Here is a 22420-nt window from a genome sequence, read left to right on the forward strand (position 1 = left end):
AACCTAGGGGGGTTGCCTCAATGATACTTCTGGCCGCGATTATCAAACGCCGTCTTAGTCCCTTCCAGCACGTCGACAACGGCGCGATTTATGATCCCGTCCTCAATAGAGCCACACTGGTATACGATCCGCGCACCGTTCTTCCGATCAAACGTGGCACGAATAATCTGTTCGGCATCGCACACGACCGCTAGGTTGGGATTGTGCGTTACCATAATAATCTGTCGGGAGCGCTTCGCCTCGTTCATCACCGGGACGAGCAAGCTCACCACCGTTTCGTTGTCCAGGTTTTCTTCTGGTTGGTCGAGCACGATCGGATTTCGCCCCTTGTCGACCAAAAGATAGAAGATTAGAAGCAGAGCGCCCCGCTGCCCCGGCGAGAGCTGCTCGATCGGCGTGTCTTGGAAGAGCAGGGTATATTTCGGTTCAAGGTAGTTGAGGCCGAAGATGTAATCGTAGACGTCCGCCGGATCCTTCTCCTTGCGCATGACTGCTCTGATCCCCGGCACCCCTGCAGCAGCTTTTTGCGCGCTGTCGGCGAGCAGCTGCGCAATTTCGTCCGTGAAGGAAGCGGCGTCCTCCTTGTTCTCGAAAAGGAACTTTTCAAAGCGAGACCGGATCGCACCGTAGCTCTCGTCTTCCCCGCGCAGCTCTCCGATATTCTGCTTGATCAAGTCGAACAGATCGCTGGCAATCACCTCACTGGACCCCTGCAGGCGTGCCTGGAACTGAAGCCGGTACTCGTCCCTGATGAGTGAATTGTTTTGAATAAGGTCCTGAAGCGGGGCAAAGAGGGCAGCCCGTGCCTTGCGTTGCTCTTCCAGAACCAAAAAGATTTGCTCGCTGAGCTGGTTGCGTGCAGCGCTCCGGGTTTCAAGGGTCGCCGGCAGTTGCTCGACCTGGGCTAGGCGTTCTTCCAGCCCACGCAGGCTCTCGGGCTCTGTTCCATTGCCGACGATCTCGCCCAGGGCATCCTCCCAGGCTTTCAAAGCGATGGTATATGCCTGATAGACCTGCTGCGGCTCATTCAGCTTCTGCGTTAGCTGGCTTTGCTCGATTGTCAGCACCGCCATCTCAACCTTCCGTTCGGCGCCGGCCTTCTCATGCGCTACGTCCAATTCACCGATGGCCACCTGCTGCCGAACGAGCAAGTCTCGATCGATCGCAACGGTGACCAGCGCGGCCACGTCAATCTCGGCCGCGGCGACGTCATCTGTGATGTCGCTGATCAATTCCAAATATTGTTGCTCGAAGATCGCGAGCCGGTCACCGACATTTTTTACGGAGCGCAGTTTTCTGCCGAGCGCCTGACGTTGTTCGGCAATCGTCCTTCCCCCAGCTTCCAGTTTGGTAAGCTCGTCGCTGATTTCTTTAAGACGAAGGCTTGCCTGGTTTTGCTCTTCTGTGAGCTCTCCGCCGGGTTGGGGTGCTGGTTGCGATTTGATCGCCTGATGCTCTTCGACCTGTTGCCGCTTGAGACGGATGAGCTCCTCGAGATTGCGGCGCGAAGCCGGATTGAGCCGATCTTCGATATCGACGATCTGTCTGTTCAACGCACCAAGGGATTTCCTGAGCTCGATTTTCTTCGTGCGAAAGACATTCTCCTGCTGCTCAATGAGCTGATCAAAGCTCAAAGCGTCAAGGCGCACGTCTTTCTGGACGTGGGAAAACACAACATCGCGCAGTTCGTTCTCGAAGGCATCGGAGCGGCCCGAAACGTGATCATTACAAAGCGCTTCGAACCGTCCCTGCGGGATGTATCGAACGAGCTCGACTTTGTCAGGAGATGGATTGTCGGAAAGGGTCATCTTGCAGGGATCGCCCGCAAGCCAGCTCATTTCGCCGACAAACTGTCGCGCCGGCTCTCCCGATTTCCCCCGAAACCGATTTGGGCGCAGGAACGAGAAATGCGCGCTTTGCTGCGAATTACCCAACAACGCAACGATGTCCGCCAAGGCGCTCTTTCCGCTGCCTTTATTTCCAATGATGGCAACGAGGTCAGGGTTTAGTGGAATCTCAGTCCCATCCAGCCAGCTATCTGCGAGATTGCTGTCAGACGCCTTCCTGACTTTGATCGCATCGATGTAGAATGTCTTGTGGGCGTGCACCCGATCGAGCTTCGGCGGTAATGCTCCAATGTACGAGCGTTTGGCCGGCTCCTTCAATACCTGCAGAAGCCCTTTCCATGTCGGGTCGGCTTTTATCCATGTTTTCTTTCCTGACGGAAAGTCGCCATAGCCTCGATTATTGTTGTCCCCAGGCTTGCCGACAAAACGGTGGGAGTCGCTCCCTGAAACCGCTAATCTTGGAACTTTTCTGAGCGCTTCAAAAAAATTCTCTGCCCATTTCTTGTTCCCGTGGGTTTCAAGTCCGCAAAATGCCGCCCACAGGTCCGGGTTCCTCGTCTCGAAAATCGGCGAACTTTGGAACAGGCTCAGTGCGTAGGCGTAGTGATCGTTCCAATCAACGGACTGTAAACCATCGTTTGTCGAGAACGGCATGAACCCGACCGCTTGGCCGTTTGGTACCCTTTCGATGGCTTCCTTGTAAGAGGCGACTTTCAGCTCGGCTATAGAACATCCTGCGCGATAGGCCTCCAAGTCATCCGCATCGACTTGGTTCTTGGCGAAGCCGTGCTTCGCAAGCTTGTCCGCTCCTGCGTTTCGCGCGTACTCAATGAGTGCATGGCGCGACAACGGTTGGTCGGTGAGCTCAAGCCGTAACGTCGATAGGAAGTTTTTAAGGTGCTGGTCATTTGTTTCGTTGGAGAAAATGACGTGGGCATTCAGTCGCCCCGTCATTGGCGCCGAAAGGCGCAGCTCAATTCCGGGGAACACGGTTTTGTTGAGTTGTGGAGCGTCAGGCTGGGACAATCGCGCCTTGAGAGCGAACCAGCCATCAAAAGTCCAATAGTCCATGAGGGAATAGGCGGCCGGGTTGGCGCTGTTCATCGCTCCGATCATCTCGTCGACAAGTTGGTCGTTCCGGCTTACATCCGCACCGAATTTTTCTCCCTCCCAGTGGAAAGATGCTGGCGTATGAACGTGAAGATCCCACTCCCGCCACTCCGAGCCCCTTGAAAATACCATATGCCCCCCTGCATCACTTCCGCTAGTGGTGATACAGCAACACCTCGATTTGCACGAGGGGGTAGAGTAGACATAAACCGTGCATTAGCCGTCAATAGTCGACACCGACGGGTTCCACCGTCGCCCCGGCGCACAAAGGTTGAACAGATCCGCGAGCGCGATCTGATGATGCCGCAGCCGGCTGAGCGATATTCACGTCGGATACCGATAGAATGGACTGTTGGCGCGAGAATGCCAGCTCCGCACCGTGTGGCCGACCGAAGATGAGGAGACTCGTTCGCTTATCTCGCCGCCTCAATCACAAAAGGAAAGGTGGGACGTTCGTTGCGCTCACGATTCAACGTCGCTTATCGGCTTACGTGATCGGGCGTTGGTTGCCTTGATGGTCTATTCCTTCTCGCGTGTAGGTGCCGCTACGTCGATGAAGGTCGAGGATGTGTTTATGCGCCAACGGCGCCTTTGGGTTCGCCTGCATTGCAAACATTCTGACACACGCACCACGCAGCTGTACGACCGACGTAGTGAAGACGTTACCCTAGACGAGGTTGGGCGAATACTGATTTAGGAAGGTTGTAGGATCATGTTGGCAAAGCATGAATACCAGTTTACGGTGTAGATAATGAACGCTCGGCCGTCGGGGGGCGCGTGAACAACAGAGTTGCGACTTGCTACATCTCTGCACCTGCAGGTGCAAATCTCGATGTTATCCGATCTGTCCTGATCGATAACAATATAGATATTCTTGTCCCCGACGAATTGCGTGAAGGGACTGATTGGGCGAGTGACGCTGCCTCCATGATAAGGCAGGCAGATCTTGTCATTGGCGTGCTGACGCAGGAGCGTCGCTCCCAGTGGGTTCTTCTCGAACTTGGAATGGCGCTTGGCGTACAAAAGCGTATTCTTTTAATCGCGCCGCCGAAAAGCTTTGTCCCGCCGCAGATTCAAGGGCTCATCACCCTGCGGATAGCGCTGAGCAACAGGGAAGCGCTCAGTTTCACGCTTGAACAGCTCCTTGCAGCCCCCGCTCCGACGCAGAAGTCTTTACCGACACCCGTTCACAACAAATCGGGTCTAGGTCAGCGGGCCAGCACCTATCTCTCCCAAATAAACCAGCGCATCGCTGATAGCGAATTCGCATCCGTCGAACGTATCGTCGCAGATGCTCTTCGCGAGAGCGGTCTGGAAGCTGTCTCGGAGTCCAAACATAACGATCGTAGGTTTGATATCGCGGTGTGGTCTGACGAACTCCAGCCGTTTGTAGGCAACCCGTTATTGATCGAGGTTCGAGGCCAGTGGCGGGACGCTGATCGTGAAAAATCCATGCTGCGATCTTTCCAGATGCAGACATTGAAGGCTGGCGCCCGCTGGGGACTCTTAATCCATGGTGGAGATAAAGAAATCCCGCAAAGGGTTCTCGCCTCTGTCGCGCCGACGATTTTGACGATCTCCATCGAAGCGCTATTTTCTAATCTCTCAACTCGCTCGTTCGCACGCATCGTTAGCGATTTAAGAAATGACAGGGTCCATGGGGGAGGCCGGAATGCCTCCAGTTGACGCTGCCGTCGTCCAGGCACATCTCGCAACCGGTGCTAACGGTGCGTCTACGACCGACAAGGGCCGAGCCCTTGAAGACCTTATCTGCTACCTCTTCGGTCTCGTACCGGGTATAGCTGTCACGCGGCGAAACCAGATGAACGCCTTCCATACAGAGGAAATTGACGTCGCTCTTTGGAATGATACCGATCCCCACGGTCTTCCGTTTTTGCCAAACATCATCCTCGTCGAATGCAAGAATTGGAGCGCACGTGTCAGCAGTAACGAGGTAAGCTGGTTTTTAACTAAGATGCGAAATCGTGGGCAGGATTTTGGAATCCTCCTCGCGCCGAATGGTATTACGGGCGTAGCTGAGGACCTCACGGCCGCACACAGCTTAATAGCTGGTGCTCAGGCAGAACGACGTCGTCTTATCGTCCTGAACGGGGATGACCTGCTGGCGCTGACCAGCACCGACGAGCTCATTCTCATGATTAAAGAAAAGCTGTGCGATCTCGCCGTAAAGGGCACCATCTAAGGGGCACAATCGCCGTTGCGCCGCACGTCGAAGCGCTGTGCCCCTATCGGGAGCGGTCGATGTCGTTTGGCAGTTAAGTGCCAAACGACAAACGGTCCGGCCCCCGGCCCAGTTGCAAATGAAGTCCCCATCTCGCCTTGCAGCTTCCAATAGGCTTGAGCGCCGGCTGAAGTGTGGGCAGACGACAAACTTGTTCATTTCTACGTTGCGATGAATTGAGTAGCTTCTTTTACTTCAATCATAAGTTATGACTAGCTTGGTCAAAATTTAGATTCGGGGTATCAATGCCGAGGGATCTCTTTTCACTCCTTGAGGAAAGCAAACCGCTCGACCTTCCACCCCTCGCACTTGGGCCGATCAAGACCCGTGTGGGCTACATTAGCTGCCTTATTCGTACAGCCGAAACTGTCCAGTCCAAGCCCTTGGGTGCCGTAAAGATTTCTCCCCGCGTCGAAGAACCTCTCTTCGTTCTGTCTAACGGAGAGAAAATCGTCATCAGCAGCCGAAAGAGTGTCACCAGACCTCCGGACGTCGATGGCGTCCTTCTCCGCACCGAAACTGGTCACCGATGGCTGTCGCATGTGCTCACGGACGAACTGACCACCGCGGCAGAGCGAGACGGATGGCCGAGCGTCGTCGCATCTCGAGCCCTGATGTGGGACGGCCAGTTCTCATTCCGAAAGGAACTTGCTGACGAGCACGACTTCGTTGCCGACGACAGGAAAGGGCTGCGGCCTCCTCAGCTCGGCGCCCTTCATGCAATCGGTGCGCATTGGAGTTTGTACAAGCAGCCTGCCACGATCGTCATGCCGACTGGGACAGGCAAGACCGAGACGATGCTTTCGGCGCTTGCGGCTTACGCGCGTGAGCCGCTGCTCGTAATCGTCCCTTCAGACGCGCTTCGCTCGCAAACAGCGCACAAGTTCTTAGGTTTCGGCCTGCTCCGGTCGCTCGGCGTTCTACAGCCAAATGTTCCCAACCCGATCGTTGGGGTTCTCACGAAAGTTCCGAAGACGACATCAGACCTGGAGATGTTCGACCGCTGCAATGTGATCGTCACGACGATGACGTCGATCGCGGACAGCGGCGCCGAACCGGTATGGCCAGGCATCGTCGACAAGGTTGGCGCAGTTATTATCGACGAAGCGCACCACGTTGGCGCTCGGCGCTGGGCGAGATTGAAGGAGTGTTTCTCGAGCAGGCCCATCTTGCAGTTCACCGCGACCCCGTTCCGTCGGGATGGGGCACTGGTCGAAGGCCAAGTCATTTACAGCTATCCGCTACGAATGGCCCAAGCTGACGGCTATTTCCGACCCATAACCTTCGAGCCGGTCTACGAGCCGAATCCGTCTGCTGCCGACCGTTCCATTGCGGAAGCCGCCGTCGCCCGGCTGCGCGCCGACTTGGGAGAAGGCTACAACCACCTGATGATGGCACGGTGCGAGACCATCAGGCGTGCTGAAGCTGTATGCGCTGTCTACGAAGCAATCGCTCCGGACCTCAAACCAATTCTCATTCATTCAGAGCAGGCCGATCGCCAAGCACGGATCAACAGCTTGATCGATGGTGAATGCAAGATCGCGGTGTGCGTCAACATGCTCGGTGAGGGATTTGACCTGCCTCAATTGAAGGTGGCCGCAATCCACGACCTCCACAAAAGCCTTGCGATCCTTCTGCAGTTCACCGGACGCTTCACGCGCTCCTCCGGCAAAAAGATCGGAAACGCAAGCGTTATCGCCAATATTGCAGAGCCCAATGTCTCCGCCGCCTTAGAAAGACTCTACAGCGAGGACGCGGACTGGAACCAGCTCCTCAGCGAGATGAGCTCTCAGGCTGCTCAGGACCATGCCCGACTGATCCAGTTCCTCTCCGAAGCTCACCGCCTCGACAGTCGCGACGACGAGGACGACGCCATGGTGTCGGACAAGCTTCTAAGGCCGATGTTCAGCACATTGTTCTTCGAGGCGACAGAGTTTACGCCGAAGCGCTTCTACGAGGGCCTGCCCGGAAACCTCGAGCCTTACCGCGTATGGCTACACGAGCCGTCCTCGACGCTGTTCTTCGTGACACGGGAGGAACCGACCGTGAAGTGGGCACGATCAAAGTCCGTTCGAGACAGGCTCTGGTCATTGTTTGTGTTGCATTTTGACCAGACCCGCAACCTTCTCTACCTGTCGTCAACGGACCACAGCTCCTCGTGGGAATCCCTCGCGAAGGCAGTGGGTGCCAAGCGCATGCTCAGCGGCGATACGGTATTTCGCGGGATGGGCCGCATCAATCGGTTGATTTTTCAGAACGTCGGAGTGCGCAAGCACGGACGCCGCAATCTGTCCTACGCGTCATATACCGGCGCAGAGGTGGTGAGTGCGCTCGGCATGGCGGAGAAGGCTGGCTCGATCAAAGCGATGTTGAGCGGGCAAGGGTGGGAGGACGGCCGCCAGATCACTATCGGATGCTCCGCGAAAGGGCGTGTCTGGTCGAGAGAACAAGGGACAATACCGCGGTTCAATGACTGGGCGCAAGGAATCGGCGACAAATTGATGGACCCATCCCTCGACATGTCGAAGCTGATTGACAACGTTCTCCTTCCGACGGTCGTGACGTCCGTACCGGCGGCCGAACTGCTCAGTATCGAATGGCCCCTCGAGATGCTCCGCATGGCGGAGGAGCGCATCGCGTTCAAGACGAAGACACGATCGGAACTCACGCAGATTACCTTCGAGCTGAAGATCAGCGGCCGCGACCAAGCCCGCAATGCGATCCAGTTCGACCTGATTGAAGCATCGGACGGCGTCTGGGGCAGTTTCGAGTTCGCACTCGGTGGTCCCAACGACTTCTCCGTGACGCAGATAACAGGGGAAGAGATCGTCGCGATCGTCGGTAAGATCGAAGGCCCTCTCGCGGACTACTTCTCTAACTATCCGCCGCTATTCCGTTTCATCGATCTATCGGAACTCGACGCCAATCTGCACATCACGCCACAGAACCCCTATGAAATGATCATTGACGACGGCCGGTTCGAACCGTGGGACTGGAAGGGTGTCGACCTAACAAAGGAATCCATATGGAAGAACGGTGAAATTCGGAAGGACTCGATCCAATCGAAGGTCGCGCAGTATTACGTTGATGAGGGGTTCGACATCGTATTTGACGATGACGACAGTGGAGAAGCTGCCGATCTGGTCTGCATCAAGCTCGAACCGGACGCCATCCGCCTAGCACTCGTGCATTGCAAGTTTTCGGGAGGGAAGACGGCCGGTGAACGCGTGAAGGACGTGGTCGAGGTATCATCGCAAGCCGTGCGGTCAGCGCGCTGGATCGGCAAGTTCGAGGCCCTTCTCCAACATTTGCGACGGCGCAACGACCAGAACAAGCGAGGCGGTCGTGCTACGCGCTTCATCCAGGGAACGTCCGCGGGCCTTTCCCAAATGACGAAACTGAGCCGGGTCCTGCCTGTCCGGACAGAGATCCTGATAGCACAGCCTGGCCTCTCAAAGGCGGCGCGCACGGCCGGTCAGTCGATTGTGGTGGCGGCGACGCTAACTTATCTGAAGGAAACCGTGGGATTGGACGTGCGGCTGATCTGCAGTCCGTAATCGAGGAGAAAAAATGTCGAAGCTACCTAAATTTTGTCGTACGACGACCAGAAGAAGGACTGGGCTCTGAAGGACGACGGCGCCGCCCGTGCAAAACGCCGGTTTGACTTGAAAGAGGATGCAACCAAAGGTGGGGCGCTCGCGGACAATGGTTTCTCGGTGAAAAGATAATCGCAGTAGGCCAAACCCGCGCTTGCGTGTGCGATGTCGTGTCCTTAACCACCATACTCAGCTTTGTGATAATCCGGCCGCCGGGCAGTCTCGGGCGCCATTTTAAAACTGCCGGCAAGCGTCTTGAGCGTGAAGTTGAAGATGGCTGGGTTTGGCGCAGTCTTGAAGGCTAACCCGCGGAAGTTCAATCGTGCTGAAAGTCCGTCTTACACAGGCGGTGCACGATGTGTCTGTCAAACTTTCTCAGACATGCTGTTACTGCGTAGCGGGCATTGGTAAATCAAGGGTTGATGCATATATGCCATGCAGCCATCTGGTCGTGTGCTGCAGGGAGACGGAATTTGGTAAACTTTGAAGATCTACTTGGTGACGACGAAGCCGCCGTCATTGATCCTCGTGACATCTTTCTGACGCTTAATCGCGACAAACGGTTTGCCTTTCCGCGCGACATTCAGACCGAAGTGATGAAAGCGTGGTTCAAGCTGCGTGATCAGCGCGACACTGTCATTAAGCTGAATGTGGGCAGCGGCAAGACGCTCGTCGGGTTGCTTTTGTTGCAGAGTTCGCTCAACGAAGACGCCGGCCCGGCACTCTACATCTGCCCTGATCACCAACTCGTCTCGCAGGTGACGGAAGAAGCGATCGCACTGGGACTTGAGGTCGTAGATGATCCGAGGGATGCGGCCTTCGCCGCAGGCCAGAAGATTTGCGTCACGACTGTCCATAAGCTCTTCAACGGTCGGTCAGTCTTCGGCGTCGAGAACGTCAAGCTTTCGATCGGCACTGTCATCGTCGACGACGCCCACGCCTCGATCGCGACTATCGCCGACCAGTTCCGGATCACGCTGCCGAACACGCACGAAGCGTACGGCAAGATCCTAAAGACCGTAGCGGGTGACCTTAAGAAGCAGAGCCATTCCCGGTTTCTTTCGCTGGAAGCCAGCGACCCTCGCGCTATCATGGAAGTCCCATTCTGGGCATGGAAAGACAAGCAGGAGAATATTCTCAAATCCCTGCATGAAGCTAAGGACAACAACGAGCTCAAGTTCAGCTATCCCCTGCTCCACGAGATCCTTCCGTACTGCCGCTGCTTTATCGGCGGTCAGTCCCTAGAAATCGAGCCTATCTGCCCGCCGACGGATCTCATACGGTCCTTCTTCAAGGCGAAGCGCCGGATCTACATGACCGCCACGCTTTCTGACGACAGCGTTCTGATTACCCATTTCGGCGCGAACCCCAAAAAGCTGCCGGATCCGATAGTTCCAGTGTCCTCCCAGTTCATGGGCGAACGGATGATCCTGATGCCGCAGGAGCTCAATCCCGACATCGAGCTTCCAGATATCCGCAAGATGCTGGCGGATATCTCCAAGAAAGAAAATGTCGTGGTGATCGTTCCCTCGAAGGCGACGTCGGACAACTGGGAGAAAGTCGCCGACCAAATTCTCATCGGCGATAAGGTCACCCCCGGCATCGATAAGCTTCGCGCAGGCCATGTCGGCTTGACGGTCCTCGTCAACCGGTATGACGGGATCGATTTGCCGGGAGACGCGTGCCGTGTACTTGCGCTCGTCGATCTGCCTGAAGTGTCCTCCTTTCGCGAGGCAGCCGACATGAACATTCTGGCCGACTCGAAGGCAGGCTTACGCCGGCAGATGCAGCGGATCGAGCAAGGCATGGGACGCGGCGTTCGCTCCAATGATGACTATTGCGTGGTCCTTCTCTGCGGGGCGAAGCTGACGAGCCGCATCAAGTCGCCGGAAGGGCGGCAGATGTTGACCGGCGCGACGCAGGCACAGCTTGAGCTTTCAACGAACCTCGCAAAGCAGCTCGATGGCACGGATATTGCCGGTTTGAAAAAGGTCATCAAGCAATGCCTCGAACGAGATGCCGGCTGGGTCAAGGTCAGCAAAAAAGCGCTGCTGAAGGCCAAGGTAGGCACTGGACTGTCTCTTGATCCAATCGCTGTCGGCGTGCGGACATCCTTCGACCTGGCTCGGATCGGTGATCATCCCGGGGCGGTCGAGACCCTGAAGACGCTTGCTAATAGTCTAAACGACGATGACGCCAAGGCGCTTATTCTGGTACGGGAAGCCGAGGTCGCGCACCATATCGACCCGGCGAACGCTCAAAAGATCCTGCTTGCTGCGCACAAGCTCAACCAGTCCGTACTCAAGCCGATCGAAGGCATCGCCTATCAGAAGCTTACGCCGGTCGCCGGAAAGCAGGCAGCTGCCGTCCAAGAGATCCACCGAAGCCGTTTTCTGGAGGCGGCGGATCGGATCCTTCATTTCAAAAGCCTTGTCGATGACCTCAAATTCGAGCCGGACACCAACAACGAATTCGAGGGCGCCATCATCGAGATGGGGCGGTTGATCGGTATCGGCTCCCAGCGGCCGGAAATCGCCTTCGGCAAGGGACCAGATAATCTACTGGCTTTCTCCAACGGCGATTTCATCGTGATCGAGTGCAAGAATGGTGCGACATCCGAGCAAGGCATTTCAAAGCACGATCTCGGTCAGTTGGGCCAGGCGATTGATTGGTTCGAGGAAAAGTATACAAAGACCGTCACGAAGACGGCTTTGATCATCCATCCACTGAAGCACATTGGCCCTGGCGCCGCCATGATCGAAGGCGCACGGGTCATGACGGAAAAGCAGCTCGTCAAACTCCGCACCGCTCTGCTTGATTTCGCGAAGGCCCTTGGGGACGGTAACGTTCTCAACGACGTCACGCGGATCGGTCAGCTTCTCACGACCCATAGCCTCACCCCGACATCGTTCCTGCAGCAGTACTCCGTCCCTCTCAAGCATAATAAGGAGGTTTGAGGCGGTCGCGTGCTGCTCGCGAACGCCAACGACCCGGGCACGCTGTTCGTCAAGACAGTCAAGACGACCAGCAAGGATGCCGCCTATGACCAAACGACGTTCTATGAGGCATGGCGGCTGGTGATCCAGCGCTACGGAATTTACAATCCCAATACCGGGCGCGGCGCAATCAAGTGCCTGCCGCCGCACGGACCGAGCAATGTTCGCGACGTTCTCGCCACCCATATTCTCAAGCAGACCGGATCCTACGAGCAGGCGAGCGACGCTATCCAGGACGGAGATGGTGGCAAAACACTACGGCCGGTTCCTGCCGCAGGACAAGCCGGTCTTTGGCGGCGAGGATTCTGAACCAGGTCTGGCAGGCGGCGTAGCCGGCGAAATTCGCACCATGCCAGTTGGACGCCGGCATCCGATCGGCCGGTGTCCCCTGTCCCAGGACCACGGACAATCTGAACCAACGCGCTTTGGGGTACATTGGCGCGTGCGGTTTAGGCATCTTTTGGCCGCTAACCGCACCGCCCGTCGCCATCTTATTATGTCCGATAATGCCGGCTTACCAGTCGTCCTGCCCATGGCTGGCAGAATGACCGACAGGATCGCCCAGAACCCTGAAAACATCGCTAACGACGGCGGTCCCGTGCTCTCTGTCTGTTGGTCATGATCGGTAGAATTGCCCGGAATCGGGCTTCGAACGACGGCACAGCCCTTCTTTCTCGTGGCTGCCCTCCTCAAACCCCGCAAATGGCGCATTTCGGCCTTGCAAGGCCGTAGGCGCGTTTTGTCGGCTCGCCGGCGTCGGCACACCAAACAACCTCTCCATCGCGCTGTACGAGGCTGCAAAACGATCGATAAAACACGCCTGCAAAGGAACCTTTGCTCACACATTGCATAACTGTAAAAAGTCGGCGAGAACCCGCCCACGTCAGCGCCTACCCAGCCGCGCCGTCTCGTCGGCTATGCCCGCGTTTCGACCGAAGATCAGGCCAACGACGCCCAGGTCGACGAACTGAAGGCCGCCGGCTGCCGTATCGTCCATGAGGAGCACGGATCCGGCGCTTCGCGATCCCGCCCGGTGCTGGCAAAGCTGTTGCGCGAGATCGCCACCGGCGATGTTCTCGTCGTCGTGCGCCTCGACCGCCTCGCCCGATCTGTCAGCCATCCGCTCGAGGTCATCGAGCAGTTGGAGAAGCGCAGCGTGCATTTCCGCTCGCTGCGCGACCCGATCGATATGTCGACCCCGCAGGGGATATTTTCGCCGCAGGTTCTCGGCGCCGTCGCCCAGCTGGAGCGCGCGCTGATCGCCGAGCGCACCAAGGCGGGGATGAAGGCTGCCAAGGCGCGGGGCCGGTTAGCCGGCAACCCCGGCCTGCGCGAACGTCGGCCGGAAGCCGTCCGGGCGATCGCAGCCGCGCGCGAGCGCGCCTATATCGACGATTTGATTACCTCCGCCCAGACAAGCACCCTTCTTTTGCCCAGTGCTGCGCCGTAGTTCGAATCGACCGCTGTTTGCGAAGCCGGTAGCCGCATCGAACGATTGGCCCCGGAGCGCGTTCCGCTGTCTGCAATGTCGCCGATACAGCAATTCTTGAAGGGAGTTGGCCGAAAGCTAGAACTCGTACAGGCCAAAAATTATCACGAGCTCTAACCTGTCTCAAGTTCACCGACCGCGCCGGAGCAGAGAGAACTTGACAAAGATGTAAGTTTTAAGATACATCTCGCGGTAATGAGAATGATTCAATCTGATACTTTTCGAAGGTGGCATTCCAAGCTTCGAGACGGAAGGGCCAAGGCGCAAATTGCTGTCCGGCTCCATCGTTTGGCATCCGGCCACGCCGGTGACGCGTCGCCAGTCGGCAATGGTATCAGCGAATTGCGCATTCACTACGGCCCTGGCTACCGGATTTACTATGAGCAGCGCGGGGACGTCGTCATCCTGCTTCTATGCGGTGGCGACAAAGATACCCAGGAACGAGATATAAAGATTGCGAAAGAAATCGCTGCTCAATGGAGTGAGGACAATGGCTGAAAAATTTCATGAATTCGATCCGGCCGACATGCTGGATAGCGAAGAAGGGATAGAGGTCTTTCTTTCTGAAGCGATGAAGACCGGCGATGCTAAATTCATCGCGTCGGCACTCGGTGTCGTTGCCCGTGCAAAGGGCATGAGTAAACTCTCCCGCGAAACAGGGCTGGCACGTGAGCACCTGTATAAAGCTCTTAGTGAGAATGGTAACCCGACCTTGGAGACCACGCTCACGGTGCTGAAAGCTTTTGGATTTCACTTAGCACCAGTTCACGACGTAGCGGCGTGACAACCAGTTGACACCTGCCCTTGCGTCCGACGCGGTTCAGAGGCGCCTCGGCGATATTCTTCCAGCGCCGATTGCGGCGCCCTGGAACGGTAAAGTGCTTCAATGCCGGGACGATTGAAGCGACCGCCATCGCATGCGGCCCCTGCTCCGCTGGTGGGAAGATGAGCCCATTTTGGCGTGAGGAAGCGACGAAAAATCTCACCCGCCGGGCCTAAACGTGTAAACTTCACCCGCGCGCGCCGTTACCAAGGTCCCGGATATAGGCCAGAACCGCCTCGACCTGCCCTTCCGCAACGAGTTCGGCCGGCGTTTTGTGATCATAGTCCGAGATCGGTTCGTTTCGGTAGTCAGTTCGGCTGCCGCCGAGATCACCTTAATCATTTCCCGCATCCGTCCTTGCAGCCCTCGACGCGCCTGTCGAGGGCCAGATCCACCCTGCCCCACGCTTCTGCACGACCCATCATCAAAAGCATCTCTCGCTTAAGGCTATGCGATCGTAGAATGACGTCGGCATGGCCAGGATTACGGCGAGGGTCGTAGAAGCTACTGATGTTTGCGCCAACGGCCTGTCTCGCTGCTTCAAGCTCCGTGTTCAAGCAGCCAACTCGGCCTTGGCAGCAAAATAGCGTCATCATCACGACGATGAGCTCGCGGTGGTCTCCATGGTTCCTCCCTCACATATCGTGTGGGGGCAATGACCGACAAGAATGGCAAAATCTGGATGCAGCATGTGGACGAAAGCCGTGCTCGCTCGGGGCCGAGGCGAAACTATCGCAAGCGCCCGTACATTGCCAGAAGGCCGGGTTGAACCCGGCCTTCTCAACATTGTTGAGCAGTCAGCTCAGCCCTGTAGATTGTCCGCCGACATCTTGCCGGTCTTGCGATCCTTTACCAACTCATAGGTAATCTTTTGGCCATCGTTGAGGCCGCGCATTCCGGCCCGCTCTACCGCTGAAATATGGACGAAGACGTCCGTGCTGCCATCGTCAGGCTGGATGAAACCAAAGCCCTTCGTTCCATTGAACCATTTTACGGTACCGGTCGCCATAGCGTCTTCCTTCGATCATTTGCCTTACCGCCCCATCGGCGGACTGCCTCGTGCGAAGGACAGATAGACGTTTCCGCGCTTCGCATAAAGCCGAGAATTCTATCCATCCCTCCAGGCAAGTCCCCCACGGCTCTCAAGCAGTGATCCTGGCCGCGACTGGCGCTACTTTTTACCTCTCTGTTTCACCCGGATGCTGACGGGACCGCCCTCCGCCTGCTGAACTTCGAACTGGTTCGTTTTGCGGATTAGATCGCTTAGCTTTCGGAACCCGAAGGTGCGCGGGTCAAAGTCTGGCGCCAGGTTCAGCAACTGTTTGCCGACGGTGCCAAGATTGACCCAGCCATCCTCGGTGTCCTCGCGCGCCAGCACGTTCTTGATCAGCGGCACGGAGGCGCTCACCGGCTGCAAAGGCTTGTCCGTCGACGCGGTGCCCTGCTCGTCCTTAACCGCCCCGGGAAGCAAGTTTTCAGTGTAGACGAACCGCCGGCACGCCTGGCGAAAACTCTCCGGCGTCTTTTGCTCGCCGAACCCGAACACATCCACCCCTTGCTCCCTGATACGGGCGGCAAGCCGCGTAAAATCGCTGTCCGACGACACCAGGCAGAAACCGTCGAAGCGGCCACTGTGCAGCAAGTCCATCGCATCGATCACGAGGGTTATGTCGGAGGCATTCTTTCCCGTCGTATAGGCGAATTGCTGCTGCGGGATGATCGCGTGTTTGGAGAGCACATCGGCCCATCCCTTCGAGCGCGTGCCGGAGAAATCGCCATAGATGCGACGGACGCTGGCCTCGCCGATCTTGGCAACTTCCTCAAACAGGCCGTCAACGATCTTGGCCGAGGTATTGTCGGCGTCGATCAGGACAGCAAGACGCGGCGATCGGGTTTCAGACGGCATTTTGATTCTTCCTCACATTCGCACAGGCTCGAACCTAGCAGCAGGACACCGTTCGGACTAGCCAGACAACTTCGTCGCACCCTCCCCTAGCCTGCCTTTCGCTCGCCAGGCGCATTGGCGCGCATCAGCGCCATCAGCATCGGTCCGAGCGAAAACTCACCTTTTTCGGCCCGTCGCGTCAGATCCCGCAAATAGCCGCCGGCGGAATTGATGTGCCCCCCTCGCTCCAGGATGCAAGCCATCGCTGCGGCAGCCATTTCGGGCCCCATGACGTCACAGGCATCCTGATACGCGGACGGGCTGACCCCGAGCATCGATCGAACGGCAATAGCCACCGACATCAATTCGCGCCAACTGGTGATCGTCCCGTCCGGCGCATACGACGCCACATCCGGACAAGCCCTCAACACCAGCCCCAGCGGGAATGCTTTGATCGGCTCGCTCATCGGCTGGATGGCTAGGTTCGATTTTGCCCCCTGCTCTTTTTCAGAGCTAGGTTCAGATTCATGGATGGATTCGGTATTTGAATTCTGTATGTGCTGACGGCATTCGTCACCATTGGCGTCGGAATTTTTCGAAAATAACTGATTTTCCAGCGTGTTGAGCAATTCTTCGCGAAGCATGACTAGTTCGTCCAGCACGTCGCCCAGTACTGCGGGGGTCCGTGCCTTCGCGATTTGGAAAACCAGCCCTACATAATGAGCTTCGATCTTTCCCCAGTCACCCGATGCACCTTCCTCCATGGCAGCTGTGAGTATCTTGCGGATATCGCGCCGGCAGAGGGTGATCTTCTCTTTCACGATCTTCAACTGCATACGTTCGGCTGCCACCTGTTGAGCGAGTAGCGCCAGTTCCTCTGAGCGAGCCAGCAGCGGCGCCAGACTAAATCCGTACGCTTCCTCAACTGTGCCCGCTCGATCCTTGCGGGCATACCTCTTGCCGTTCGGGCTGTCCTTGCGGTGAATTATGCCGGCAGTGACGAGAATTGCCAGATTTTCGCGAAGCGTCGTTCCGGCAATGCCATTTGCCCGCGTCGCAAGTTGCGCGTTCGAGGGAAAAACCACCAACGTCGTCCCTTCGACCAGGCAGGTCTCCGGGTAGAAGGATAATAGCGCATTGAGGACTGACAGGGCACGATCCCGCAGGCCCAGCAATGACCGGGCGTCACAAACGTCTCGATAGATCTTCCACTTGTCGACCGATTTGCCCGGCTTGATCTTAGCCGATTCCATCTGACCTTTGATCAAGGCAAGACTGATCGTCCGCCGCCCAAAGGGCGTCGTTACACTTCCCGTCTGCATTTTTCTTCACCTTCTAGAAGGCAAAAGAAATCTGCTCGCTCAAACGGCGCCTAAGACTCTTGACTGTGATTCCGGGAAATGCGATTCTCATGTTGCGACACGATGAGGAAGGCTTCCAGGACGGCAACGTTTGGGGGCCTTTTTCTTTTGCGGTTCAGTCTCCTGTTCGCTGCGTTTCAGTTCGTTGGAACTCTTGATAGAGATCTTCCAACTGGCCGGATAAGAAAGCGCCAAACCGTGAGGCGTCCTTCGATTTCAGTGAGAGCGTGAAGGCTTTGCCTGCGTCTTTTGTCGACACCGAAACTGCCTTTTCTGCAAATGCCCATGATCTCTCGAGAGGCTTGTTCGCGCGCGGCTTTTGTTTGCGAGCCTTTTTCAGTTGCGCCAGCAGCGCATTGAAGCGCGCCTCAACCGCCAGCGCCTGAAACGGATCGCTGGCCACAAACTCGATCGCCCATTCGGCCCGCGCCGGATCGAGGACAAGCTTTTTAACTTCTTCCCAGCGGTCGCGGCCGACGCCCTTGGCAGATCCGATCGCATCCAAGATTGCTTCCGGGACATTTTCCGCGACGGAAAGCATCCGGGACAAAAGGGTGTCATCGACCGTCAAAGCCGTCTTGATGGTATCCTTGGTCATCCCGCTGCTGCTCAGTTTCTTGGCAAACAGCGCCTTCTCGATAAACGTCAGATCGGCGCGGGCAGTGTTTTCCTGCCCCTGGGCTATTACATGGGCTATGTCCTCGAGCGGCTTTATGACAGCACGGACCTTGATGCCCAGTTCCTTGGCTGCGCGGGCCCGCCGATGCCCGTACACGATCATGTACCGGTCAGGCTCATCCGGATGCGGACGCGCTAAAATTGGTGATGACTGACCCGCCTGACGTATTGCGTCGACGAGGGCGCTGAACTCCTCCTCGTCATCACTTATCCTGTCGACGAAGGCTGACGCGTCGAGCAGATCAGGATCGAGCGTGACGATCGTCTCTCCCTCGAGAACGCGCATCGAGTTTTCAGCCATCTCATCAAGAGATTGCATCATAGAGCGTGAAGCCCCACGCCGCGCATAATCGGCGCGCGCCTCAGCAGAGTTGCCAGCGCCTGGTTTTTGCGTCGGTAAAGCGCTAACGCTCGTGAGCAGATGCTTCCTAGCCATAGTCGACCCTCGAACTTTGCTCCATCCTATTGAAATTGATCACGAAAAACACGTTTTGCACGGCTGTCAATAATTCGATCATTTTCGCCCCCATGCCTTGTGCACGAGTGAGGCGATTTCCTTGTTGACGCCGTTCAGGCATTCCATCGCGCGGTCATATGTACTCCGCGTGAACTGGCTGCGTTCGACTTCGTAAAGCGTCTGCTTGGTAATGCCCGCATCGGAAATGGCCGTGGACTTCACCATCTGATGCTGCAGCATACGTTTATTGAACATGGCCTGCATAAACCCGACCATCTGTGCCTGTGGCCCATCGGTCGGCTCATAGCGCGTCACAAGATAGCGAAACCATTTCAGCCGAACCGTCGCTCCCGCACTTTTGATCGACTGGAGAATTCCTCCGAGCATCAGCAGGAACTGGCTCATGGACATGATGTCGAGCATCTGGGGATGAACGGTGATCAGTACCGAGGTGGAGGCGGTCAATGCCGTCAATGTGAGATAGCCCAGTTGTGGCGGGCAATCGATCACCACGACGTCGTAGCGATCATCAACTTCCTTGAGCGCCTTCGAAATACGGGTGAAGAACAGCCGCCCTTCCGGAGAACTCTTGTTTGAGGCGGCGAGGGGGGTCTCGTACTCATACTCCTGGAGTTCGAGATTAGCCGGGATGATATCGAGGCCCGGAAAATTCGTGGAGCGGATGACCTCCGTTATCGACTTGCGCTGATCGTCGTAGCGCAGCGCCTCGAAGAGGGAAGGGTTCTTGTCGAGTTCCGGCTGTATGCCGTGCAGGGCGGTGAGCGACGCTTGAGGATCAAGATCAATGGCAAGCACGCGGTGGCCCGTCAAAGCCAGGTACTGCGCCAGATGCGCCGTGGTCGTCGTCTTTCCGCTTCCGCCCTTGAAGTTCACCACGGAAATGACCTGCAGAGCTTCCCCCTGCCGACGATGAGGAACATAGCGCTTGAAATCGGACCTGCCGTGCTTGTCCAGGAATTGGCGCAACTCCAGCATCTGGGACGCCGTGTATGATCGGCGACCCGAGCCCGTCACCTCAGGCACGGGACCCTTACCTTCGAGGTGCAGCTTCTTTATGTGATTTTGTGATACACCGATGTAATCGGCAACCTCCGCGGACGAGAAGAGGCGCAAGCCCTTCTCCGCATTTGGCGGATACTGCTCGAGCCGGAGCATGTTGAGCTTATCGGAAATAAGCTCGCCTTGCTCGAGGATCTCCTCGTCGAAGTCCATGTCTTCGATGATGTTCACGTTTGCAACCACGTTCACTTTCGCCGCCACCTTAAGAATAACGCTTTTCCGGAAACCTTCGCCTCTAAAGCGTGATTACTATGGGCGATTCTCGCAATGCGGCAAGAGGTTTTTGGTTAACGGATGGTTAACGTCGGACGCCGCCGAGAGCAGGAATCTCGGTCACGTCCCGCGATTCACTGAATAGAGTCAGTTATTTAAGAGATTTCTGGCCGGCGGCACTTAGTCCGTCTTACTGGTATTTTTACCAGTGGAGTACGCTTCCACCGCGTTGACGCCTCACCCTTTCGACCAGCCACAGGTCGCTCTCCAAGCGCTTCCCGGTAGAATCAGTACTGGTACTTTTGCCAGTAGAACCCGCTTCGAAGGTCCCGCACACCTGTCTCCGCTGAAACCAAAAGCGGAGTGAAAGGATGAGGATCGTTGCAGTACAGGGTGCGCCTTCAAATGCGGAGCGAGGATTTCTTGATGCCATGCATCGACTGCGTTCCCGAGTCTTTGGTGGGCGTCTGCAATGGCAAGTGACCAATACCGATGGGTTGGAATATGACCAATTCGACCACCTGTCTCCCACCTATATTCTTGCGCTGACGATCCGTGATGAGGTCATCGGTTGCGCGAGGCTTTTGCCCGCTACTGGACCGACCATGCTGCAGCGGGTTTTCCATCCGCTTCTTGCGGAAGGACACCTCGACGCCCACGATGCCATGATCGAAAGCTCCCGCTTTTGCGTTGACACCACAATCGACGAGGGCAGGGGCGTAGGGCCGCTCCATGAAGCCACGCTGACGATGTTTGCGGGCATTATCGAATGGTGTGTGATCCACGGTTTCACGGAGATCGTGACCGCCACCGACGTGCGCTTTGAACGTGTTCTTCGACGCGCGAGCTGGCCCATGCGTCGGCTTGGCGAACCACAAATGATCAACCAGACGAAAAGCGTCGCCGGCCTTTTGCCGGCAGACCGAGCGAGCTTCGAGCGCGTTCGGCCTGAAGGCTATCGTTCCAACTTCAACCTTTCCCGCGATTACGCCGCTTAGGAGCATGCCATGAACCAACTACGCTCGCTTCCACGCCTCATCCGAAAACTCCAGGACGCGCTCGGAGACCGGCTCTGCGTTGCGCTCGATGATCCGAAAGTTGTCGAGATCATGCTCAATCCGGATGGCCGGCTTTACATCGAGCGGCTTGGCCACGGGATCGTTCCCACGGGCGAGATGAACAGAAGTGCTGCCGAAATCGTGATCGGAAGCGTGGCGCACGTTCTCAATTCCGAAGTGGATGCCAATCGACCCATCGTCTCCGGTGAAATTCCGATTGGAGGACACCGGTTCGAAGGCCTTCTTCCTCCCATCGTTTCCGCCCCCTCCTTCACCATCCGGCGCCGGGCGTCGCGGCTCATACCGCTCGATGACTACGTCACCGCGAAAGTGATGACCTCTCATCAGGCGTCGGTCATCCAAAACGCCATCAGGTCACGGCTAAACATCGTCATATCGGGTGGAACCGGCTCGGGCAAAACCACGCTTGCCAACGCCGTTATTGCGGAGATCGTAGAAACCGCTCCTGAGGATCGGCTCGTCGTCCTCGAAGACACGGCGGAAATCCAATGTGCAGCGGACAACGCCGTGGCGTTGCGCACGAGCGACACTATCGACATGGCGAGGCTGCTCAAGAGCACGATGCGGTTGAGACCTGACCGCATCATTGTCGGTGAGGTGCGCGACGGCGCCGCCTTGACGCTTTTGAAAGCGTGGAACACCGGCCATCCAGGCGGGGTGACGACGATCCATTCCAACACGGCAGGTTCAGCCTTGCAGCGGCTCGAGCAACTGACGGCGGAGGTCAGCCAGCAGCCTATGCAAACCGTCATCGGAGATGCGGTGGATCTGATCGTCTCAATTGCACGGACGGCGAAGGGCCGGCTCGTGACGGACATCCTGCACGTCGGGGGATTTGCTGCAGGCCAATACCAGATCCAATCCTACGCAACCGGGGGAGAACGAGATGCTGCATAAGTGCGTGAGAAAAATCCTCTTCGTCTCCGTTCTATCGGTCTGCGTATTCACCGCACCTGCGTTCGCCAGCTCAGGCGGTGGGCTTCCCTGGGAGGGACCGCTCCAGCAAATCCAGGAATCGATCACGGGACCGGTGGCGGGGTACATCGCGTTGGCGGCCGTGGCGATTGCCGGGGGAATGCTGATCTTCGGCGGGGAGCTCAACGATTTCGCGCGACGTCTCATGTACGTGGTCCTGGTCGCCGGCATCCTGCTCGGCGCCACCCAGATCGTCGGATTGTTTGGGGCAACCGGGGCGACCATCGGATCCGTAATCGAACGCCCGCCAGCTTTTTTCTCGAAGAGGGGAGGGGAGGCGACCATTGGCTGATCCTATCTCCAGTCTGCAACGCAATCGCATTCACCGGGCGCTGTCGCGGCCCAACCTGTTGATGGGCGCCGATCGTGAACTGGTGCTGGTAACCGGACTTGCGGCCATCATCTTGATCTTCGTCGTACTCACCGTCTATTCGGCGCTCTTCGGGATCGCTGTGTGGATCGTTGTCGTCGCCGCTTTGCGGATTATGGCCAAGGCCGATCCGATGATGCGGCGCATCTATATCCGCCACATCTCCTACAAGTCCACCTACCGGGCAACCTCCACCCCGTGGCGCAGATATTAGGAGGT

The 22420-nt window shown here is 57.0% G+C and carries 18 protein-coding genes and 2 pseudogenes; 12 read left to right on the forward strand and 8 right to left on the reverse strand.

All coding sequences use genetic code 11. From position 1 onward, the window contains the following. Window positions 1-17 precede the first annotated feature (17 nt). Window positions 18-3089, reverse strand: coding sequence for a TrlF family AAA-like ATPase (locus ACSQ2Z_RS26935; RefSeq protein ID WP_436084288.1), 3072 nt, complete (start codon window positions 3087-3089; stop codon window positions 18-20). A 645-nt stretch (window positions 3090-3734) separates the two neighbouring features. On the opposite strand from ACSQ2Z_RS26935, the gene ACSQ2Z_RS26940 reads away from it, so the two are divergent. Further along, a complete protein-coding gene (locus tag ACSQ2Z_RS26940; RefSeq protein WP_436084289.1) occupies window positions 3735-4643 on the forward strand; it encodes a hypothetical protein in 909 nt (302 codons plus the stop codon). Next, on the forward strand, window positions 4630-5160 hold the full coding sequence (locus tag ACSQ2Z_RS26945) for a restriction endonuclease (RefSeq protein WP_436084290.1): 531 nt from the start codon (window positions 4630-4632) through the stop codon (window positions 5158-5160). The genes ACSQ2Z_RS26940 and ACSQ2Z_RS26945 overlap by 14 nt, the downstream gene beginning before the upstream one ends. 302 nt (window positions 5161-5462) lie before the next feature. On the opposite strand, the gene ACSQ2Z_RS26950 is transcribed toward ACSQ2Z_RS26945, so the two are convergent. Next, window positions 5463-5726: a hypothetical protein gene (locus ACSQ2Z_RS26950; protein ID WP_436084291.1), complete on the reverse strand. Its 264-nt coding sequence runs from the start codon at window positions 5724-5726 to the stop codon at window positions 5463-5465. A gap of 87 nt (window positions 5727-5813) precedes the next feature. Here ACSQ2Z_RS26950 and ACSQ2Z_RS26955 point away from each other — a divergent pair, with 87 nt between their 5' ends. The 6 genes and pseudogenes from ACSQ2Z_RS26955 to ACSQ2Z_RS26980 all read left to right on the forward strand — a co-directional run bounded on the left by ACSQ2Z_RS26955 (window position 5814) and on the right by ACSQ2Z_RS26980 (window position 14064). Beyond that, window positions 5814-8756 (forward strand): DEAD/DEAH box helicase, encoded by a 2943-nt coding sequence (locus ACSQ2Z_RS26955; RefSeq protein WP_436084395.1) that lies wholly within the window; start codon window positions 5814-5816, stop codon window positions 8754-8756. Window positions 8757-9268: 512 nt separating this feature from the next. Continuing rightward, window positions 9269-11752 carry a DEAD/DEAH box helicase family protein gene (locus ACSQ2Z_RS26960; RefSeq protein ID WP_436084292.1) on the forward strand — a complete coding sequence of 828 codons (2484 nt, stop codon included), beginning with the start codon at window positions 9269-9271 and terminating at the stop codon, window positions 11750-11752. Between the two features lie 9 nt (window positions 11753-11761). Beyond that, window positions 11762-12123: pseudogene (locus tag ACSQ2Z_RS26965) on the forward strand (hypothetical protein); the annotation flags it as partial. A gap of 566 nt (window positions 12124-12689) precedes the next feature. After that, window positions 12690-13208, forward strand: a pseudogene (locus ACSQ2Z_RS26970) (recombinase family protein); the annotation flags it as partial. Window positions 13209-13475: 267 nt separating this feature from the next. After that, the gene (locus ACSQ2Z_RS26975; RefSeq protein ID WP_436084293.1) at window positions 13476-13778 is read left to right on the forward strand and encodes a type II toxin-antitoxin system RelE/ParE family toxin; all 303 of its coding nucleotides are present in this window, start codon (window positions 13476-13478) and stop codon (window positions 13776-13778) included. Next, window positions 13771-14064: an addiction module antidote protein gene (locus ACSQ2Z_RS26980; RefSeq protein ID WP_436084294.1), complete on the forward strand. Its 294-nt coding sequence runs from the start codon at window positions 13771-13773 to the stop codon at window positions 14062-14064. The genes ACSQ2Z_RS26975 and ACSQ2Z_RS26980 overlap by 8 nt, the downstream gene beginning before the upstream one ends. On the opposite strand, the gene ACSQ2Z_RS26985 is transcribed toward ACSQ2Z_RS26980, so the two are convergent. The 6 genes from ACSQ2Z_RS26985 to repA all read right to left on the reverse strand — a co-directional run bounded on the left by ACSQ2Z_RS26985 (window position 14046) and on the right by repA (window position 19735). Then, a complete protein-coding gene (locus tag ACSQ2Z_RS26985; protein ID WP_436084295.1) occupies window positions 14046-14294 on the reverse strand; it encodes an RES domain-containing protein in 249 nt (82 codons plus the stop codon). The two genes, ACSQ2Z_RS26980 and ACSQ2Z_RS26985, sit on opposite strands and share 19 nt — an antisense overlap. Before the next feature lie 611 nt (window positions 14295-14905). Then, window positions 14906-15112: a cold-shock protein gene (locus tag ACSQ2Z_RS26990; RefSeq protein ID WP_436084296.1), complete on the reverse strand. Its 207-nt coding sequence runs from the start codon at window positions 15110-15112 to the stop codon at window positions 14906-14908. 162 nt (window positions 15113-15274) lie between these two features. Continuing rightward, entirely contained in the window at window positions 15275-16009 is a 735-nt protein-coding gene (locus ACSQ2Z_RS26995; protein WP_436084297.1) for an NYN domain-containing protein, read from the reverse strand. 86 nt (window positions 16010-16095) lie between these two features. Continuing rightward, window positions 16096-17310 (reverse strand): plasmid replication protein RepC, encoded by a 1215-nt coding sequence (gene repC / locus ACSQ2Z_RS27000; RefSeq protein WP_436084298.1) that lies wholly within the window; start codon window positions 17308-17310, stop codon window positions 16096-16098. A gap of 154 nt (window positions 17311-17464) precedes the next feature. Beyond that, a complete protein-coding gene (gene repB / locus ACSQ2Z_RS27005; RefSeq protein WP_436084299.1) occupies window positions 17465-18463 on the reverse strand; it encodes a plasmid partitioning protein RepB in 999 nt (332 codons plus the stop codon). Window positions 18464-18541: 78 nt separating this feature from the next. Next, window positions 18542-19735 (reverse strand): plasmid partitioning protein RepA, encoded by a 1194-nt coding sequence (gene repA, locus ACSQ2Z_RS27010; protein WP_436084300.1) that lies wholly within the window; start codon window positions 19733-19735, stop codon window positions 18542-18544. 413 nt (window positions 19736-20148) lie between these two features. Here repA and traI point away from each other — a divergent pair, with 413 nt between their 5' ends. Genes traI through ACSQ2Z_RS27030 form a run of 4 tightly spaced genes read left to right on the forward strand, consistent with a single transcriptional unit; the run spans window position 20149 to window position 22415 of the window. Next, the gene (traI, locus tag ACSQ2Z_RS27015) at window positions 20149-20775 is read left to right on the forward strand and encodes an acyl-homoserine-lactone synthase TraI (RefSeq protein ID WP_436084301.1); all 627 of its coding nucleotides are present in this window, start codon (window positions 20149-20151) and stop codon (window positions 20773-20775) included. Window positions 20776-20784: 9 nt separating this feature from the next. After that, window positions 20785-21753: a P-type conjugative transfer ATPase TrbB gene (gene trbB, locus ACSQ2Z_RS27020; RefSeq protein WP_436084302.1), complete on the forward strand. Its 969-nt coding sequence runs from the start codon at window positions 20785-20787 to the stop codon at window positions 21751-21753. Then, window positions 21743-22123 carry a TrbC/VirB2 family protein gene (locus ACSQ2Z_RS27025; protein WP_436084303.1) on the forward strand — a complete coding sequence of 127 codons (381 nt, stop codon included), beginning with the start codon at window positions 21743-21745 and terminating at the stop codon, window positions 22121-22123. Before trbB ends, ACSQ2Z_RS27025 begins: the two co-directional genes overlap by 11 nt. Next, entirely contained in the window at window positions 22116-22415 is a 300-nt protein-coding gene (locus tag ACSQ2Z_RS27030) for a conjugal transfer protein TrbD (protein ID WP_436084304.1), read from the forward strand. The genes ACSQ2Z_RS27025 and ACSQ2Z_RS27030 overlap by 8 nt, the downstream gene beginning before the upstream one ends. The last annotated feature ends 5 nt before the right edge of the window (window positions 22416-22420 follow it).

Source organism: Pararhizobium sp. LjRoot235 (assembly GCF_964254145.1).
GTDB lineage: Bacteria > Pseudomonadota > Alphaproteobacteria > Rhizobiales > Rhizobiaceae > Pararhizobium.

What these genes read in the sequence shown, in the direction of transcription:
- ACSQ2Z_RS26935 (WP_436084288.1), bottom strand. Translation starts at nt 3,089, where the DNA reads ATGGTATTTTCAAGGGGCTCGGAGTGGCGGGAGTGGGATCTTCACGTT.
- ACSQ2Z_RS26945 (WP_436084290.1), top strand. Translation starts at nt 4,630, where the DNA reads ATGCCTCCAGTTGACGCTGCCGTCGTCCAGGCACATCTCGCAACCGGT.
- ACSQ2Z_RS26955 (WP_436084395.1), top strand. Translation starts at nt 5,814, where the DNA reads ATGTGGGACGGCCAGTTCTCATTCCGAAAGGAACTTGCTGACGAGCAC.
- ACSQ2Z_RS26975 (WP_436084293.1), top strand. Translation starts at nt 13,476, where the DNA reads ATGAGAATGATTCAATCTGATACTTTTCGAAGGTGGCATTCCAAGCTT.
- ACSQ2Z_RS26980 (WP_436084294.1), top strand. Translation starts at nt 13,771, where the DNA reads ATGGCTGAAAAATTTCATGAATTCGATCCGGCCGACATGCTGGATAGC.
- ACSQ2Z_RS26990 (WP_436084296.1), bottom strand. Translation starts at nt 15,112, where the DNA reads ATGGCGACCGGTACCGTAAAATGGTTCAATGGAACGAAGGGCTTTGGT.
- ACSQ2Z_RS26995 (WP_436084297.1), bottom strand. Translation starts at nt 16,009, where the DNA reads ATGCCGTCTGAAACCCGATCGCCGCGTCTTGCTGTCCTGATCGACGCC.
- repC (WP_436084298.1), bottom strand. Translation starts at nt 17,310, where the DNA reads ATGCAGACGGGAAGTGTAACGACGCCCTTTGGGCGGCGGACGATCAGT.
- repB (WP_436084299.1), bottom strand. Translation starts at nt 18,463, where the DNA reads ATGGCTAGGAAGCATCTGCTCACGAGCGTTAGCGCTTTACCGACGCAA.
- traI (WP_436084301.1), top strand. Translation starts at nt 20,149, where the DNA reads ATGAGGATCGTTGCAGTACAGGGTGCGCCTTCAAATGCGGAGCGAGGA.
- trbB (WP_436084302.1), top strand. Translation starts at nt 20,785, where the DNA reads ATGAACCAACTACGCTCGCTTCCACGCCTCATCCGAAAACTCCAGGAC.
- ACSQ2Z_RS27025 (WP_436084303.1), top strand. Translation starts at nt 21,743, where the DNA reads ATGCTGCATAAGTGCGTGAGAAAAATCCTCTTCGTCTCCGTTCTATCG.